General features: G+C 63.3%; 14 protein-coding genes and 1 pseudogene. 9 read left to right on the forward strand and 6 right to left on the reverse strand.

Annotated features, from left to right (window positions below):
• The 8 genes and pseudogenes from purU to HJC00_RS24495 form a co-directional block, all read left to right on the forward strand.
• Positions 1 to 146 (forward strand): annotated as a pseudogene (purU, locus tag HJC00_RS24460) (formyltetrahydrofolate deformylase); the annotation flags it as partial.
• Between the two features lie 118 nt (positions 147 to 264).
• Positions 265 to 3,192 carry an aminotransferase gene (locus HJC00_RS24465; RefSeq protein WP_221164725.1) on the forward strand — a complete coding sequence of 976 codons (2,928 nt, stop codon included), beginning with the start codon at positions 265 to 267 and terminating at the stop codon, positions 3,190 to 3,192.
• Between the two features lie 521 nt (positions 3,193 to 3,713).
• A complete protein-coding gene (locus tag HJC00_RS24470; protein ID WP_003544544.1) occupies positions 3,714 to 3,908 on the forward strand; it encodes a hypothetical protein in 195 nt (64 codons plus the stop codon).
• A gap of 125 nt (positions 3,909 to 4,033) precedes the next feature.
• Positions 4,034 to 5,029, forward strand: coding sequence for a P1 family peptidase (locus tag HJC00_RS24475; protein ID WP_221164726.1), 996 nt, complete (start codon positions 4,034 to 4,036; stop codon positions 5,027 to 5,029).
• Positions 5,030 to 5,137: 108 nt separating this feature from the next.
• Positions 5,138 to 6,667, forward strand: coding sequence for an ABC transporter substrate-binding protein (locus tag HJC00_RS24480; protein WP_210629565.1), 1,530 nt, complete (start codon positions 5,138 to 5,140; stop codon positions 6,665 to 6,667).
• A gap of 162 nt (positions 6,668 to 6,829) precedes the next feature.
• On the forward strand, positions 6,830 to 7,777 hold the full coding sequence (locus HJC00_RS24485) for an ABC transporter permease (protein WP_221164727.1): 948 nt from the start codon (positions 6,830 to 6,832) through the stop codon (positions 7,775 to 7,777).
• 3 nt (positions 7,778 to 7,780) lie between these two features.
• Positions 7,781 to 8,644 (forward strand): ABC transporter permease, encoded by an 864-nt coding sequence (locus tag HJC00_RS24490; RefSeq protein WP_221164728.1) that lies wholly within the window; start codon positions 7,781 to 7,783, stop codon positions 8,642 to 8,644.
• A 23-nt stretch (positions 8,645 to 8,667) separates the two neighbouring features.
• The gene (locus tag HJC00_RS24495) at positions 8,668 to 10,059 is read left to right on the forward strand and encodes an amidase (RefSeq protein ID WP_210631710.1); all 1,392 of its coding nucleotides are present in this window, start codon (positions 8,668 to 8,670) and stop codon (positions 10,057 to 10,059) included.
• Here the strand turns inward: HJC00_RS24495 and HJC00_RS24500 are convergent.
• The 3 genes from HJC00_RS24500 to HJC00_RS24510 form a co-directional block, all read right to left on the reverse strand.
• On the reverse strand, positions 10,056 to 10,913 hold the full coding sequence (locus HJC00_RS24500; protein ID WP_210629568.1) for an NlpC/P60 family protein: 858 nt from the start codon (positions 10,911 to 10,913) through the stop codon (positions 10,056 to 10,058). The two genes, HJC00_RS24495 and HJC00_RS24500, sit on opposite strands and share 4 nt — an antisense overlap.
• A gap of 11 nt (positions 10,914 to 10,924) precedes the next feature.
• Positions 10,925 to 11,275, reverse strand: coding sequence for a MarR family transcriptional regulator (locus HJC00_RS24505; protein ID WP_011423607.1), 351 nt, complete (start codon positions 11,273 to 11,275; stop codon positions 10,925 to 10,927).
• A gap of 173 nt (positions 11,276 to 11,448) precedes the next feature.
• Positions 11,449 to 12,840: a M17 family metallopeptidase gene (locus HJC00_RS24510; RefSeq protein ID WP_210629569.1), complete on the reverse strand. Its 1,392-nt coding sequence runs from the start codon at positions 12,838 to 12,840 to the stop codon at positions 11,449 to 11,451.
• A 141-nt stretch (positions 12,841 to 12,981) separates the two neighbouring features.
• On the opposite strand from HJC00_RS24510, the gene HJC00_RS24515 reads away from it, so the two are divergent.
• On the forward strand, positions 12,982 to 13,821 hold the full coding sequence (locus HJC00_RS24515) for a tetratricopeptide repeat protein (protein WP_221164729.1): 840 nt from the start codon (positions 12,982 to 12,984) through the stop codon (positions 13,819 to 13,821).
• A 44-nt stretch (positions 13,822 to 13,865) separates the two neighbouring features.
• Here the strand turns inward: HJC00_RS24515 and HJC00_RS24520 are convergent, their stop codons facing one another.
• The 3 genes from HJC00_RS24520 to HJC00_RS24530 form a co-directional block, all read right to left on the reverse strand.
• A complete protein-coding gene (locus HJC00_RS24520) occupies positions 13,866 to 14,498 on the reverse strand; it encodes a LysE family translocator (protein ID WP_210629571.1) in 633 nt (210 codons plus the stop codon).
• A gap of 124 nt (positions 14,499 to 14,622) precedes the next feature.
• Entirely contained in the window at positions 14,623 to 15,609 is a 987-nt protein-coding gene (locus HJC00_RS24525; RefSeq protein ID WP_210629572.1) for a type II secretion system F family protein, read from the reverse strand.
• 15 nt (positions 15,610 to 15,624) lie between these two features.
• On the reverse strand, positions 15,625 to 16,632 hold the full coding sequence (locus HJC00_RS24530) for a type II secretion system F family protein (protein WP_221164730.1): 1,008 nt from the start codon (positions 16,630 to 16,632) through the stop codon (positions 15,625 to 15,627).
• Between the last annotated feature and the right edge of the window lie 3 nt (positions 16,633 to 16,635).

Consider the following 16,635-nt stretch of genomic DNA (forward strand, 5'->3'; position numbering starts at 1 on the left):
ATGTCTCGATCGGCCGCGACGTCGAAAGCCAGGTGCTGGCCCGCGCTATCCACGCCCATATCCATCATCGCACCTTCATCAACGGCAACCGCACCGTCGTCTTCCCGGCCAGCCCCGGAAGCTACGCCTCCGAACGCATGGGGTGAGTCGGCCGAGGCCGCGCATCTCTTTGCCGGCAGACAACAATCTCCCGTTGCCTGCCAGCGGCAAGTATTTGATTATCGCGCTTAAGGGGTAATCGAATCATGCTGCGGGAGGGGTGTCATGACCGACGAGGCGCTTGTGGATCGCATGACGCTGCCGCGTCCCGACGTCACCGTTGCTGACGCGGAAGAGATCCTTCTTGCCCATTACAGCCTGTCCGGCACGCTCGCCGAACTCGGCAGCCAGCAGGATCGGAACTACCGCGTCGACAGCGATCGTGGGCGATACGTCCTGAAGATCTGCCATGCCGCCTACGAGGCCCGCGAGCTCGAGGCGCAAAATGCCGCGCTCCATCATCTCAAGAGCCAGCAGGACGCGCCACGCGTTCCGAAGGTGATCGCCACGAATGATGGGCGGGAAATTATCGTCCTTACCGTGCGCGGGCGGGGCTACCAGGTCCGGTTGCTGGAATATCTGGAAGGCCAGGGACTGACGGAGTCGAGATATCTGGCGCCGGCTTCCGTCGCGGCGCTTGGCGCGCTCTGCGCGAGGCTGGCGCAGGCGCTTGCCGATTTCGACCATCCCGGCCTCGACCGCAGCCTGCAGTGGGATTTGCGACGCGCCGGGCCTGTCGCCGTACAGCTGCTGTCCGCCATCACCGACAGCGCTGCCCGTGACCGGATCGCCAAAACCATGGTGACGGCCGTTCGCCGCATCCAGCCCCTGGCGCCGTCGCTTCGGCTCCAGGCGGTCCATCACGACGTCACCGGCGACAATGTCGTCGGGCATCGCGACGCCCATGGCCACACGATCCCCGACGGGGTGATCGATTTCGGCGACATCATCCGCGGCTGGCTGGTCGGCGACCTCGCCGTCACCTGCGCTTCGCTGCTGCATCAGGCGAATGGCGATCCCTTTCACATCCTGCCCGCCGTCACCGCCTATCAGGCGATCTATCCGCTGAGCGACGAGGAGCTGAAGGCGCTCTGGCCGCTGATCGTCGCGCGCGCGGTCATCCTCGTTGCCAGCAGCGAACAGCAGATGTCGATCGATCCCGATAATGATTATGTCCGTGGCAATCTCGACCGCGAGCGGGCGATCTTCGATACGGTGATGTCGGTTCCGTTCGAACTCATGGAAGCTGCGATCCTCAAGGCGGCCGGCGCGGATGTCGCCGCTCCGCCGGCATCGGCATGGCTGCCCTTGCTGCCCGATATCGATCCCGCCACGATCGCCTATGTCGACCTTGGCGTGCGGAGCGCGCATTTTTCCGCCGGCAACTGGCTGAGCGCCGATATGGACTGGCGGCTGCTTGCCCGGGCTGCAAGCGAAAACGGCACGGCGGCGACGCGCTATGGTGAATATCGGCTTTCCCGCGCTGCCCTTGGAAGCGCGAGGGCACAGGCGACCTTCGCCCTGCATGTCGACATCTGCCTTGCCGCAGGAAGTGCGGTCGCAGCGCCCTTTGCGGGCCGTATCGGCTGGAAGGACCAGCATCTGACACTGACGGACGACAGCACGACCCTGCATCTCGACGGACTCGACCCTTTGGTCGAGAATGGCGCCGTGCTTGCCGCTGGCGATCCGCTTGGTTCTGTTTTCGGTGAAGCGTCGTCACTTGGCGGCCTGCGCCTCCAGCTCTGCAGCGTCGCGGGTCTTGAACCCCCGCTCTTTGCCATGCCGCGCGAGGCGGCGGCCTGGTCGGTGCTCTGCCCGTCGCCTTCATCCCTTCTCAGCCCGGGAGCGGATGCGCCGCAACCGGAGACCGGAGAACTGCTCGCCAAGCGGCAGGCCTATCTCGCAAGTGCGCAGAAGAACTATTATGCCGCGCCGCCGCAGATCGAGCGCGGCTGGAGGGAATATCTGTTCGATGTCGAGGGCCGCGCCTATCTCGACATGGTCAACAATGTCACGATCCTCGGCCACGGCCATCCCAGGCTGGCGGCGGCAATCAGCGCCCAATGGCTGCGGCTCAATACGAATTCACGCTTCCACTATGCGGCGATTACGGAGTTTTCCGAACGTCTCGCGGCGCTCGCGCCGGAGGGCCTCGACGCGGTCTTCCTCGTCAACAGCGGCTCTGAGGCGAACGATCTGGCGATTCGGCTGGCGCAGGCCCATAGCGGCGCCCGCAACATGCTCTGCCTGCTCGAAGCCTATCATGGCTGGTCGGCGGCGAGCGATGCCGTCTCCACGTCGATCGCCGACAATCCGCTGGCGCTGACCACCCGACCGGATTGGGTGCATGCGGCCGTTTCGCCGAATACCTATCGCGGCGCGTTTCGCGGACCCGACACAGCGGCGAGCTATCTGGCCGCCGTCAAGCCGATGCTCGAGACGATCGACGCCGGCGGCCAGGGCCTTGCCGGCTTCATCTGCGAATCGGTCTACGGCAATGCCGGCGGCATTCCGTTGCCGGAAGGGTATCTGAAGGAGATCTATACCGAGGTGCGCGCCCGCGGCGGGCTCTGCATCGCCGATGAGGTGCAGGTCGGTTACGGCAGGCTCGGCCATTATTTCTGGGGCTTCGAGCAGCAGGGGGTCGTGCCCGATATCATCACCATCGCCAAGGGCATAGGCAATGGCCACCCGCTCGGCGCCGTCATCACCAGACGGGAGATTGCGCAGTCGCTGGAGAAGGAGGGACCTTTCTTCTCCTCCACCGGCGGCAGCCCGGTCAGCTGCGTCGCCGGCATGACGGTGCTCGATATCATGGCTGAGGAGAAGCTGCAGGAAAATGCCCGCACGGTCGGCGATCATCTGAAGGCGCGGCTTGCCGCGCTGATCGACCGGCACGCGATCGCCGGCGCCGTCCATGGGATGGGCCTCTATCTCGGCCTGGAATTCGTCCGCGACAGAACGACGCTGGAGCCGGCGACGGAAGAGACGGCGGCGATCTGCGACCGGGTTCTCGACCTCGGCATCATCATGCAGCCAACCGGCGATCACCAAAATGTGCTGAAGATCAAGCCGCCGCTCTGCCTCAGTCTCGAAAGCGCGGATTTCTTCGCAGACATGCTGGAAAAGGTGCTCCAGGAAGGCTGGTGATCCATGCTTTCGGGCGTTAACCAAATCGGTCATTTCGAGGCATCTCGATTTTTAACGACGAGGCCCATTGCCGGAATCAGACAGACTTCCTATTTCTGCTGCGGCGATCGAACGAGTTTCGATTCTGTCATGCGAATTTTACGAAGAGCTGATATGTTTCTTTCTGTAAGTTCGGGCCAGGATGGAATGAATTTTTTCGGATCGTCGATATTTTGACACGTTTCGGAATATGTTTCCGACAGGCTGTCGGATAATCTCTACTAAGTTAGTAGATATTGAACGCAGCCTTCACCGGCCCCGGGCTCTTCCGGGACCATCGAGCGCAACGCCAACGAAAGGAACGAGACATGACAGACATCGAAATTCTCGCCACTCTCCTTGGGCGATCTGTGCTTGGCAGTGACCGTCCGGGCGCCCTCTCCCGCCCGAACTGTCGAATGTGACATTCGTCCTCCTTTTAACGGCACCAGACAAGTCAATTCGCCATGGCTGCGCATGCCCGCGCGGCAGGAGTTCTATCTATGAAGAAGCAAGTTATCGAATATGCAGGCGTTCCCGTCGGGATCGTTATCCCCGACGAAGATCGGCTGAAGTTCATCGCCGTGAAATTCCATGTCCACGATCTCGACGAGCAGCGGTTCGGTTCGCCCGACGAGGTGCGGCTGGCCATCCACGACCTGATGACCCGCCGTCATCCGAAGCCGCTTCATGCCTGACGGCATGCGGCCGCTACCGACTTTCGCGGCTCTTCTGATGTGACCGGTCCTGCCAAAGGGCCGGTCTTGTTTTTTGCGGGCAATTGCAGTCCTATCGGCCGGATCAGCGCCACCAGGATCAGCCCTTGCCCGATCTTCTCAATCTGCTCACCGACATCGAAGGCGTTTCCGTCGGCCATGCGACTGACCTCTCGCTGGGATCCGGCGTCACGGTCATCGTCTTCGACGAGCCGGCGGTCGCCTCCGGCGCGGTGCTCGGCGGCGCGCCGGGCGGACGCGATACCGGCCTGCTCGACCCGTCGATGACCGTCAGTACCGTCGATGCCTTTGTGTTCTCGGGCGGCTCGGCCTTCGGGCTCGATGCGGCCGGCGGCGTGCAGGCCGGCTTGCGCGAAGCCGGCCGCGGCTTTGCAGTCGGGCCGGTCAAGATTCCGATCGTGCCGCAAGCGATCCTGATGGACCTGCTGAACGGCGGCGACAAGGATTGGGGTCTTCACTCCCCCTATCGTGAGATGGGTTATGCGGCATTGAAGACCGCGACGAAGGGCGTATTTGCGCTCGGCACCGCCGGCGCCGGCACCGGGGCGACGACGGCCACTTTCAAGGGCGGGCTCGGCTCGGCCAGTGCCGTCAGCAGCGCCGGCCATCGCGTCGCTGCGATCGTCGCCGTCAATGCGCTCGGTTCGGCAACGATCGGTGACGGGCCGCATTTCTGGGCGGCGCCCTTCGAGAAGGACGGCGAATTTGGCGGGCTCGGTATGCCTGCGACCACCGATCACAGGATACGGCTCAAGGGGATGAGCACGCCGGCAACGACGATCGGCGCTGTCGTCACCGACGCGCAGCTGACGAAGGCGGAAGCGCATCGGCTTTCACTTGCCGGTCATGACGGCCTTGCCCGAGCGCTGCTGCCGGCACACCTGCCGCTCGACGGCGATACCGTCTTTGCCGCGTCGACCGTCAAACATCCAAGAAACGACATGGCAAGCCTGATGGAACTTTGCCACCTCGCCACCATCGTCATGGCGCGGGCAATCGCGCGCGGCGTCTATATGGCGAGCGCCCTTCCGGCCGAGGGCGGGCAAATAGCATGGCAAGACCGCTATCCCCAGGGCCGTTGATTGAATAGGGTCGCAACCTGGTGAAATGGCGGAGACACGCGAATGCAGATCCTGGCGCTGAAGTATTTTCGACGAGCTGGTGGGGACCGAATCATGCCGGGTGATGTGATGAACAAGGTTTCGTTTGCGTCTTCGGCGCGCTGCATCAAGCGGCTTTCCCTCGGTGCTGCGTTGTCGGCCGGTCTCGTAGTGACAGCAATGACACCGGCGGAAGCGGCCAAGACCGCCCTCAATCTCGGCATGAGCGTCGAACCAACAGGCCTCGACCCGACGATCGCCGCACCGGTCGCGATCGGCCAGCTCACCTGGCAGAATGTGTTCGAGGGGCTGGTGACGATCGATCAGACCGGCAAGGTCCAGCCGCAGCTGGCGAAAAGCTGGGAAATCTCGGGCGATGGCCTGACCTATATGTTCAAGCTGCGGACCGGCGTCAAATTCCATGACGGCGAGGCCTTCGATGCCGCCGCCGCCAAATTTGCCCTCGACCGCGCCCGCGGTACGGATTCGGTTAATCCGCAAAAACGCTTCTTCGCCTCGATTGCCTCGATCGATACGCCGGATGCCGAAACGCTGGTGCTGCATCTCACGGCCCCGACCGGCAGCCTGATCTATTGGCTCGCCTGGCCGGCATCTGTCATGGTCGCCCCGAAGACGGCCGACAACGACAAGGTCATGCCGATCGGCACCGGTCCCTTCAAGTTCGCCAGCTGGACGAAGGGGGACAGGGTCGAACTCGTCAGGAATGGCGACTACTGGAACAAGGATGCGTCTGCCAAGCTCGACAAGGTGACCTTCCGCTTCATCGCCGATCCGCAGGCGCAGGCAGCCGCCCTGAAATCCGGCGATCTCGATGCCTTTCCGGAATTTGCCGCACCCGAGCTGATGAGTTCCTTCGACGGCGATGCCAGGCTCATCACCAAGGTCGGCAATACCGAACTCAAGGTCGTCGCCGGCATGAACAATGCCAGGAAGCCCTTTGACGACAAGCGCGTCCGCCAGGCGCTGATGATGGCGATCGACCGCCAGACGGTGATCGACGGGGCGTGGTCCGGCCTCGGCACGCCGATCGGCAGCCACTACACGCCGAACGATCCGGGCTACAAGGACATGACCGGCGTGCTGCCCTATGATGTCGAAAAGGCAAAGGCACTGCTGACTGAGGCCGGCTACCCCAACGGCTTCACGTTCACGATCAAATCGCCGCAGATGGCCTATGCGCCGCGCAGCGCCCAGGTGATGCAGGCGATGTTTGCCGAAATTGGCGTGACGATGAACATCGAACCGACCGAGTTTCCGGCGAAATGGGTGCAGGACGTCATGAAGGATCGCAACTTCGACATGACGATCGTCGCCCACGCCGAACCGCTCGACATCGACATCTACGCACGCGATCCCTATTATTTCAACTACAGGAACCCGGCCTTCGATGCGCTGATGAAGAAGGTCCAGGAGACCGCGGATCCCGCCACCCAAAATGCGGTTTACGGCGAAGCGCAAAAGATCCTCGCCGAGGACGTACCGGCGCTCTACCTCTTCGTCATGCCGAAACTCGGCGTCTGGGACAGGAAGCTGAAGGGGTTGTGGGAGAACGAGCCGATTCCGTCGAATGTGCTCTCGGGGGTTTATTGGGAGGAGTGAGCGAGCGGGTTCGGGCGGATTGAGAGGCACGATGAGCAAGGCGAAGCGGGACAGCGATACGCTCAATGCAGGCCGCAGCCCTCGCCATCCCTCATTCCTGTCACAAGCTTGGCGCCGAGGCTACAACGTACTCCCGAAAGCCAACTCGAAAGCGTGGCATGCATGATCGCGCTTCTCCTTCGCCGCTTCACCGGCCTCATCCTCACCCTCGTCATCGTCTCTCTGCTGATCTTCACCGTCATGGATCTGCTGCCCGGCGATCCAGCCTCGATCATGCTTGGCACCTCGGCAAGCCCGGAAACGCTGGCAGCGCTGCGTCACGAGCTCGGCCTCGACCAGCCGCTCGTCCTGCGCTACGGCCAATGGCTGGCCGGCCTCCTGTCCGGCAACCTCGGCAGTTCCCTGACCTACGGCGTTCCAGTTGCCGGACTGATCGTCGAGCGGCTGGCGGTGACGCTGCCGCTGGCGCTGATGGCAATGGTGCTTTCGATGGCGATCGCCCTGCCGCTTGGCGTTCTGGCCGCCTCGCGCCGCGGCCGCGTTTTCGACACGATCGCAACATTGTTTTCGCAGATCAGCATCGCCGTGCCCGCCTTCTGGGTGGCGCTGCTGTTGATCATCCTGTTTTCGACGATGCTCGGGCTGATGCCGGCCGGCGGCTTCCCGGGGTGGGGCGCCGGTCTTCTGCCGGCATTGCAGGCGCTCGTCATGCCGGCCGTCGCGCTGGCGATGCCGCAGGCGGGCGTGTTGACACGCGTCGCACGTTCGGCGGTTCTCGAGACGATGCATGAGGATTTTGCCCGCACCGCGGTGGCCAAGGGGCTGTCAAGCAGTGCGGTGCTGTGGCGGCATATCGTGCCGAATGCGCTGATCCCGGTTCTGACGATGATCGGACTGCAGTTCACCTTTCTGGTCGCCGGCGCGGTGCTGGTGGAAAACGTCTTCAACCTGCCGGGGCTCGGGAGGCTTGCGCTTCAGGCACTCTCCCAGCGCGATGTCATCGTCATGCAGGATGTCGTGCTGTTCTTCGCGGGCTTGGTCATCGTGGTGAATTTCGTCGTCGATCTCTCCTATGTGGCGATCGACCCCAGGATCAGAAAGGCGGTTTGAAACATGGCCCAGATCGTATCTTCCGCCTTTGCCCGCCGCCGAAGGACTGACAGACTTAGCCGGCGAATGAATCTCATCGCGGGCATGGTCATCATTGGCCTGCTGGTCGCCGTTGCGCTGCTGTCGCTCGTCTGGACGCCCTTGCCGCCGGCGAAGATGCAGATCATCCATAAACTGCAGCCGCCGCTTGCCTTCGGCCTGCTCGGCACGGATCAGTTCGGCCGCGACGTGGCGTCGATGCTGATGGCTGGATGCCGGAACTCTTTGTCGATTGCCATCACCGCGGTTGCGATCGGCGGGACGCTCGGCTCGATATCAGGCATCTCCGCCGCGGCGATCCGCGGTCCAGCCGAAACGCTGCTGATGCGCATCTGCGACGTCATCTTCGCCTTGCCACCGATCCTGTCGGCGATGGTGCTCGGCGCCTTTCTCGGGCCGGGGCGCTTCACCGCGATCACCGCGATCGCCGTCTTCATGATTCCGGTCTTTGCGCGGGTGACGTTGGCGACCTCGCTGCAGGCCTGGAGCCGCGATTATGTGACGGCGGCGCGCGCGATCGGCAATACGCGCCTGACCATTTCACTGCGCCATGTGCTGCCGAATATCATCAGCCAGATCATCGTGCATGGGACAATCCAGCTCGGTCTGGCGATCCTGACCGAGGCCGGTCTCAGCTTTCTCGGGCTCGGCATGGCGCCGCCAGCGCCGACATGGGGCCGGATGCTTGCAGATGCGCAAACCTATCTGGCGCTGGCCCCCTGGCTCGCGATCCTGCCCGGCCTTGCCATCGCGCTCACCGTCCTCGGCTTCAACATGCTCGGCGACGGCTTGCGCGATCTTCTCGATCCACGCGAGGCGAGCCGCTGATGTCCCTCCGAAACAAAACGCCTATGGCCGAAACCGATCTTACAATCCGTGAACTCAGGCGACGCTTCGCCGATAAGAGCCTCTCGCCGCTCGAATACTGGCTCTCCCTCGAAGACCATATCGCCGCCTGGGAGCCGTCCATATCAGCACTCTACCTCTACGACCCAGAGGCGGCGCGCGTGCAAGCGAAAGCTTCGACGGAGCGCTGGGCGAAGGGACAAACGCTGGGCAGGCTCGACGGCATCCCGGTCACGCTGAAAGAACTGCTCGCGACGAAGGGCCAGCCGGTGCCGCTCGGCTCCAGGGCGGTGGAACTGAAGCCGGCGGAGGCCGACGCGCCGGCTGCAGCGCGGCTGCGCGAGGACGGCGCGGTGATCTTCGCCAAGACCACCTGTCCCGATTACGGCATGCTTTCCTCCGGCCTGTCGAGCTTTCATCCTCTCAGCCGCAATCCCTGGAACATCGCGCAAAATCCCGGCGGATCGAGCGCCGGCGCCGCGGCCGCGGCCGCGGCCGGTTACGGGCCGCTGCACATCGGCACGGATATTGGCGGTTCGGTGCGGCTTCCTGCCGGCTGGACCGGCACCTTCGGCTTCAAGCCGAGCCACGGGCGCATTCCGGCCGATCCCTATTATGTCGGGCGCTGTCTCGGCCCGATGACGCGCACCGTCGAGGACGCCGCTTTTTCCATGGCGACGCTGTCACGGCCCGACTGGCGTGACGGGACCAGCCTGCCGCCCAACGATTTCGACTGGATGGATTTCGTTGTCGACATGTCAGGCATGAAGATCGGCCTAATGCTCGATGCCGGCTGCGGGTTTGCTGTCGATGATGAGATCAGGGTCGCGGTCGAATCGGCGGCGAAACGTTTCGAGAAGGCCGGCGCGACCATCGTCTGCGTTCAACCGGTGCTGACGCGCGCGATGCTTGACGGGCTCGACACGTTCTGGCGCGCCCGCCTGTGGAGCGATATCGCAGGGCTGGACGAAGAGCGGCGCGACAGCATCCTGCCCTATATCCGGGAATGGGCCAAGGCCGGCGCCGATATCAATGGCGTCGATGCCGTCAGGGGTTTCAATCAGACGATCGAAATGCGCAGGAGCTGCGGACGGCTGTTCACCTCGGTCGACGCCCTGCTTTCGCCGACCAACCCGATCGTCTCCTATCCGGCCGAATGGGCATCGCCGACCAACGATCCGGCGAGGCCGTTCGAACATATCGCCTTCACCGTGCCGTGGAACATGTCGGAGCAGCCGGCCGCGTCGATCAATTGCGGCTTCTCCCGTTCGGGCATGCCGATCGGGCTTCAGATCGTTGGGCCGCGTTTCGACGACATGCGGGTGCTGAGACTGTCGAAAGCTTTCGAGGATTGGACCGGCGGCGTGAGATCCTGGCCGCAGCGACCGATCACTTAGCTAAACGGGCGGCGATAGCCGGTCGGCCGTTGGTACAGCGAGCCGATGCGCTCGACGGCCGCCTCGAAGTTCTCCCGCGCCACCGTCATGCTGTGGCCATTGGCGTGGAGAATGGTTTGGGAATCTTCGAAAATGGCGACGTGGCCCTTCCAGAACACCAGGTCGCCGCGGCGAATTTCGGAGCGGTCGATCGGTTCGCCGAGTCCGGCCGCCTGCATGTCGGTATCACGCGGCGCCAGTCTGCCGGTCATCAGCATCGCCAGCTGGACGAGGCCGGAGCAATCGATGCCAAGGCCGGATCGGCCGCCCCAAAGATAGGGTGTTTCGAGGAAACGGGCGGCGATACCGACATAATCGGCACCCTCGAGAGCGCCGATCGGCTGCACGTGCCTGGCGAAGATCGCCGTGCCGTCCGTCAGCACGACATAGTGATTGCCGCGCACCTCCGCCTCGCCTACGACGTGAACGCGGCTTCCCATCGACAAGATGGCCTGATGCGGTTTGCGCAGTTCCGGCTCCGGATAAAGGAAGGTGCGCGGCACGGTGACGATGTGAGTCGGCGCCGGCCCTGTCTGGGAGAGCGCCTCTGCCTCGAGATAACCGACATAGCCGTCGGAGGCAGCTTTTACCCAGCACCAGCCGTCGGCGCGATCGAAAACGGTCACCTCCTCGCCGAGGAGCAGTTCCGTATCGATGCCGCGGGCAAGTTCCGGCTCAGGGCGCAGGGCGGCGACGGGAAGGGCAACGCGCGCTGCGGCGCCTTCGACGAAGCGCGACGCCTCCACCTTGCCCTGGAGCCCCGCTTCCGCGAGATCCGGCCGATAGGCATGCAGGCGGCGGTCGAGCATCGTCATTCGTGTTCCCTTCAGATCGGCAGCCGGCGGCCCTGATCCCGGACGAGATCGCCGAGCTTTTCCAGGTAAAGCGCACCGCCGACGGTACGTTTGATGATCACATTGCGGCGATCGGCATCGTCGCGCACGCGATCAACCAGGCCCATCTCACCCATCGTATCCAAGGCGCGGGTAATGACCGGCTTGGTGACATTGAGTGTGGCGGCAAGCCCGCGCACCGTGTGGGGCGGCGGCACGAGGTAAATATGCAGCAGGATCGCCATCTGGCGCAATGTCAAATCGCGGTCGTCATGGCGAACCTGATCGAGCGCCACGCCATGCCAGAGCCCCAGCGCCTGCGAGGCGGTCAGTTCGATCGGCACGGCCCCTCCGGAAAATCGTTACGCTAGCGTTTCATTTTCCGGCAGTTGCAATGGACATGCAAGAGGTGGCGGGAACTGCCGCCCGGCAGGGTGAATAAAATTTTAACGATCGGCCGCGAGACGCAGCGCGGGACGGCGGTCATGCGATGCGCCTTAGCATTATCCGGGCGGCGTCAGCGCAGGCTGGTGCGGATATGATGGAAGAGCGCGCGGATTGCCTGTGCTTCGCCGCCGCCCGGCGAATGTGGCCGTTCGGACGGAGCCCAGCCGTAAATGTCGAAATGTGCCCAGCTCTTGGACTTGCTGACGAAACGCTTTAGGAAAAGCGCGGCGGTGATCGATCCCGCCATGCCGCCGGCCGGGGCATTGGTCAGGTCGGCGAATTTGGCGCGGACATCCTTTTCATAGCCGGCATAGAGCGGCAGACGCCAGATCGGATCGTCCGTCTCCAGGCTTGCTTCGGTCAGGTCATGGGCCAGATTGGCATCATCGGTGAAGAAGGGCGGAAGATCCGGACCGAGGGCAACGCGGGCAGCCCCTGTCAGCGTCGCCATGTCGATCAAGAGTTCGGGCTCTTCCTCGTCGGCATAGGCCAGCGCGTCGGCCAGGATCAAACGGCCTTCGGCGTCGGTATTGTCGATCTGAACGGTCAGGCCCTTTCGGCTTCGGTAAATGTCGCCGGGGCGAAAGGCATTGGAGGAGATGGCGTTTTCGACGACCGGGATAATGACGCGCAGATCGACCTTCAGCTTGGCGTCCATGATCATCAGGGCGAGTCCCATGACATTCGCGGCGCCGCCCATGTCCTTCTTCATCAGCAGCATCGAGGCGGCAGGCTTGATATCGAGACCGCCGGTATCGAAGCAGACGCCCTTGCCGACGAGCGTCACCTTGCGATGACCCTTTTTGCCCCAGCGCAGCTCAAGAAGGCGCGGCGCGTCGGCGCTGGCGCGGCCCACGGTGTGAACCAGCGGGAAATTCTGGGTGAGCAGTTCATCGCCCGTGATGACCGACAGTTCCGCCTTGTAATGTCCGGCCAGGGCACGGAAAGCGGCCTCGAGCTGGTCCGGCCCCATATCGTTCGTCGGCGTATTGATGAGGTCGCGAGCAAGAAAGACGCCGGCGAGCTGGCGCTTGATATCGGCGCCGTCGGCATCGCGGGGGATCATCAAGGTCGCTGCCGGCGATTTTTCCGATTTGTAGCGATCGAAACGGTAGCTGCCGAGCCCGAAGCCAAGGGCCAGCCGGTTTGCCGTCAGCGGCGCGGTCTCGATGTGCCATTCGCCGGCGGGCAGCGCACGGGCCAGCCTGCCGGTGATGTAGGGCTGTTCCGACGGGTTGGTGCCCAAGCCGAAAAGCGCGCCGCCGAGATGGCCATCGGCCGTCGGGATCAGCAGGAGCGAGCCGCTTTCGGCCTTGTAGCCCGCCTTGCGCGCCCAATCGAGCGCGATCGGATCGATCGTGCCGGTCTCGATATGGGCAGGGGTGACGGCAAAGATCGGCAGCGTCAAGCCGCCCTTCGTGTTGAAAGGAGTCGGTCTTTCGATGAACTGATAGGGGGCCATGATTGTCCTTCGGCGGTCGCCAGGAATCGTTCCTTAACGGTCTGTTAGGGTTAACAGACTATTGCTGGAGCGAAGATTGCGTCAAACCTTTCCCTGTTCCGCTTCGAGGTCAGGCGCCGATTTCGGAATCAGGAACGCAACATGCCTGCCTCGCGCATCACCATTTCCCTAAATCGCATCCTGCAGGGCGCAGCAGCATCGCTGATCATCCTCGCGCTTGCCGGCTGCTCGACGACGGCCAAGGACCGGATGACGACAGGCTCGGTGCCGAAGCTTACCAAACCGGTCGAGGAGATGGATTCGACCGAACTGCGCTCGGCGACGGACCGAATCGGCCAGGCCTATGAGAAGAACCCGCGCGATCCCGTCAACGGCGTCAACTACGCCAACCTGCTGCGCATGAACGGCCGCGACGCTCAGGCGCTCGCCGTCATGCAGCAGGTGGCGATCGCCAACCCGGGCGACCGCAACGTGCTGGCCGCCTATGGCAAGGCGCAGGCGGCGGCTGGGCAGTTCCAGCAGGCGCTCGACACGATCGGCCGCGCCCAGACACCGGATCGCCCCGACTGGAGGCTGATCTCGGCCGAAGGCGCAATCCTCGACCAGATGGGCCGGGCAAGCGAGGCCCGGCAGCGCTACCGCGACGCACTCGACATTCAGCCGAACGAACCTTCCATCCTGTCCAACCTCGGCATGTCCTACGTGCTGACCGGCGATCTGCGCACGGCCGAAACCTATCTGCGCTCCGCCGCCGGCCAGCCGACCGCCGACAGCCGCGTCCGGCAGAATCTTGCCCTCGTCGTCGGCCTGCAAGGGCGTTTTGCGGAAGCGGAACAGATCGCGCGGCGGGAGCTTTCACCGCAGCAGGCCGATGCCAATGTCGCCTATCTCAGGGGCATGCTCTCGCAACAGAATTCCTGGCAGAAGCTCGCCGCCAAGGACAAGACGCCGGGCGCAGCCGATGGCAGCAACACCAACTGACCTCGTCATTTTTTGCCGGATGACCAGGCCCCTCTCCGCCTGATCTACCTGACGCTGAGGCCCGAAAGAATGAGCCGCAGACCAAGGCCGCCCATCACCGCACTGGCGGCGCGGTCGATCCAGCCCTTGGCATGGAGATAGAGCCGCCGCGGGTGGCGGGCCGAAAAGGCGAGCGCCACGATCGAATACCACCCCGCCTCCACCGCGAACACGCCGACCGGCAGCGCGACGAGGAGATCGAGCGGCACCGTCCTCGGCAGAAGCGCCGCAAAGAGGCTGGCGTAGACGATGATGGTCTTCGGGTTGCTGAGCTGCGTCAGCAATGCGGTCATGAAGCTGCGCATGGGCGCACGATGGCCATGGACGGCATCGGAAAGCTCGATCGGCTTTGCGGCGCCTCTCCAGATATTGACGGCGATGTAGAGGAGATAAGCCCCGCCCGCCACCTTGAGCAGCACATAAAGCCATTCGAATTGCGACAGCAACGCCGTCAGACCGGCGAGCGCCAGGCCGGCGAAAACGACGCCGCCGGCGCCCATGCCGAATGCCGCCGCAAGTCCATCCAGCCGCGAACGCGAGATGGCAATCCTGGAGACGACGACGAAGCTCGGGCCGGGGCTCATCGCGCCGACGGCCAAGGCTGCCATGATGCTGATGAAAATGCCTGCGGAAGACATCGGAACCTCTTTCGGAATCGGATAGCGCTGGGAAAGCGGCGGTCACTTCCGTGCTCCCGACCGCCTCATCCTGTTTATCAGCTATGCCAGCGTCGGTCACGCGGGTCGAAGTGGCCCCTGCGGTTCAGAATCTATCCGCCACCTGGATGCCGGCCGGGCCGAGAATGACGGCGATCAGCACCGGCAGGAAAAACAGGATCATCGGCACCGTCAGTTTCGGCGGCAGGGCGGCCGCCTTCTTTTCCGCTTCGTTCATCCGCTCGTCGCGTCCTTCCTGGGCCAGAACGCGCAGGGCCTGTGCAACCGGCGTGCCGTAGCGGTCCGCCTGGATCAGCGCCTGGGTCACCGAACGCACCAGCTCGAGCTGCGTACGTGCGGCGAGATTATCGAGCGCCACGCGGCGATCCGGCAGGAAGGAGAGTTCGGCGGTGGTCAACACCATCTCCTCGGCAAGCGGCGGCGACTGCTCGCCGAGCTCCTCCGACACGCGACGCATCGCCGCCTCCATCGAGACGCCGGATTCGACGCAGATCAGCATCAGATCCAGCGCATCCGGCCAGGCGCGCTTTATCGAGTGCTGACGCTTGCTCATGCGGTTGGAGATATAGATATTCGGCGCATAAAAGCCGAGATAGGCGATGCCGATGACGGCGAGCATACGCATGGGCATGCCGCGACCAGCAAGGCCGCCGAGACCGAAGACCCAGAAGGCGGCAAGTGCGAGGAAGAGAAATGGCAGCAGGAAGCGCGCGACCAGAAAGGTATTCAGCGCATTTTCCGAGCGAAAACCGGCGGCGCGCAGCTTGTTGACCGTGTTTTCGTCGACGAGCGCCTTGCGCAGGTTGAAACGTTCGACGATCTGGCGGACCGAGCGGTTGTTCTGGTTCCTGAGCGAAGCCTTGCCGGCGCCCGGTTCCATGTTCAAGCGGGCGCGTTCGCGGGCGCGGATCTGCTCGCGCTCGGTCGAGACAGCTTTCATGCGCTTGTTGAGATCGCCGCGCTCGAAGAAGGGGATGGCGATCGTGTAAAAAGTCGCGAAGACGGCGATCGCGACGAAAACAGCGATCAGCATGCTCGGATTGGTCAGCGTTGCGGCAAGATCCTGCGACATGGTGCTTCTCTCCCGCTAGATGTCGAAATTGACCATGTTGCGCATGACGAGGATGCCGATCGACATCCAGACCGCCGAGGCGCCCATGATGAAATGGCCGCGCGGATCGGTGAAAAGGACGATCATGTAGTTCGGCGACGTGAGGTAAACGAGGGTCGCGACGATAAAGGGCAGAGCACCGATGATGACGGCGGACGCCTTGGCTTCCATCGACAGCGCCGAGACCTTGGCCTTCATCTTCCTGCGCTCGCGCAGCACCTTTGACAGGTTGCCGATCGCTTCGGAGAGATTGCCGCCGGCCTGCGACTGGATGGCGATGACGATCGCGAAGAAGTTGACTTCCTGGAGCGGCATTTGGAGTGTCATGCGGGCGCAAGCGTCGGGAATGCTGAGGCCAACTTGCTGGGCTTCGATCACCCGGCGGAATTCGCTCTTCACCGGCTCGGTGCCTTCGGTGGCGATAAGGCGGATCGCATCGTTGAGCGGCAATCCCGATTTGATCGAACGGGTGATGACATCGAGCGCATTGGGGAACTCGTTGAGGAACTTGTTCTGGCGGCGCTTGATCAGGAAACCAATGACCCAACGCGGCAGACCGAGTCCGGCGACGAAAGCGATGCCGACCATGACCAGCCACGACGCGCCGATGATAAAGGCCATGAACAGCAGCACCGAAGCGAAAATGGCGCTGAAGAGATAGAACTGCGTCAGCGTGACCGTCAGCCCGGCCTGCACCAGCCGCGGTTTCATCGACAGGGTCTTCTTGGTCTTTTCGTTCTGGCGCTTTTCCAGATCCTTCAGGTTGTCCTGCACCGATTTGCGCCGCTTCGACATCTCCTGCACCCGGTCGCGGGCAGCCTTGACCTTGGCACGGTCGACCTCGGCCGATTTGACACGGTTGATGCGGCTTGCCGATTTCTTGTCGGCCTCGATCCGGGAAAACAGCAGGGCATAGGCGACCGCCGCGGCGGAGACAGCGGCGAGGACGACGATTGCCAGGACTACCGGATCGAATCCGAACATCAC

This window comes from Rhizobium sp. NLR22b (assembly GCF_019685295.1).
GTDB lineage: Bacteria > Pseudomonadota > Alphaproteobacteria > Rhizobiales > Rhizobiaceae > Rhizobium.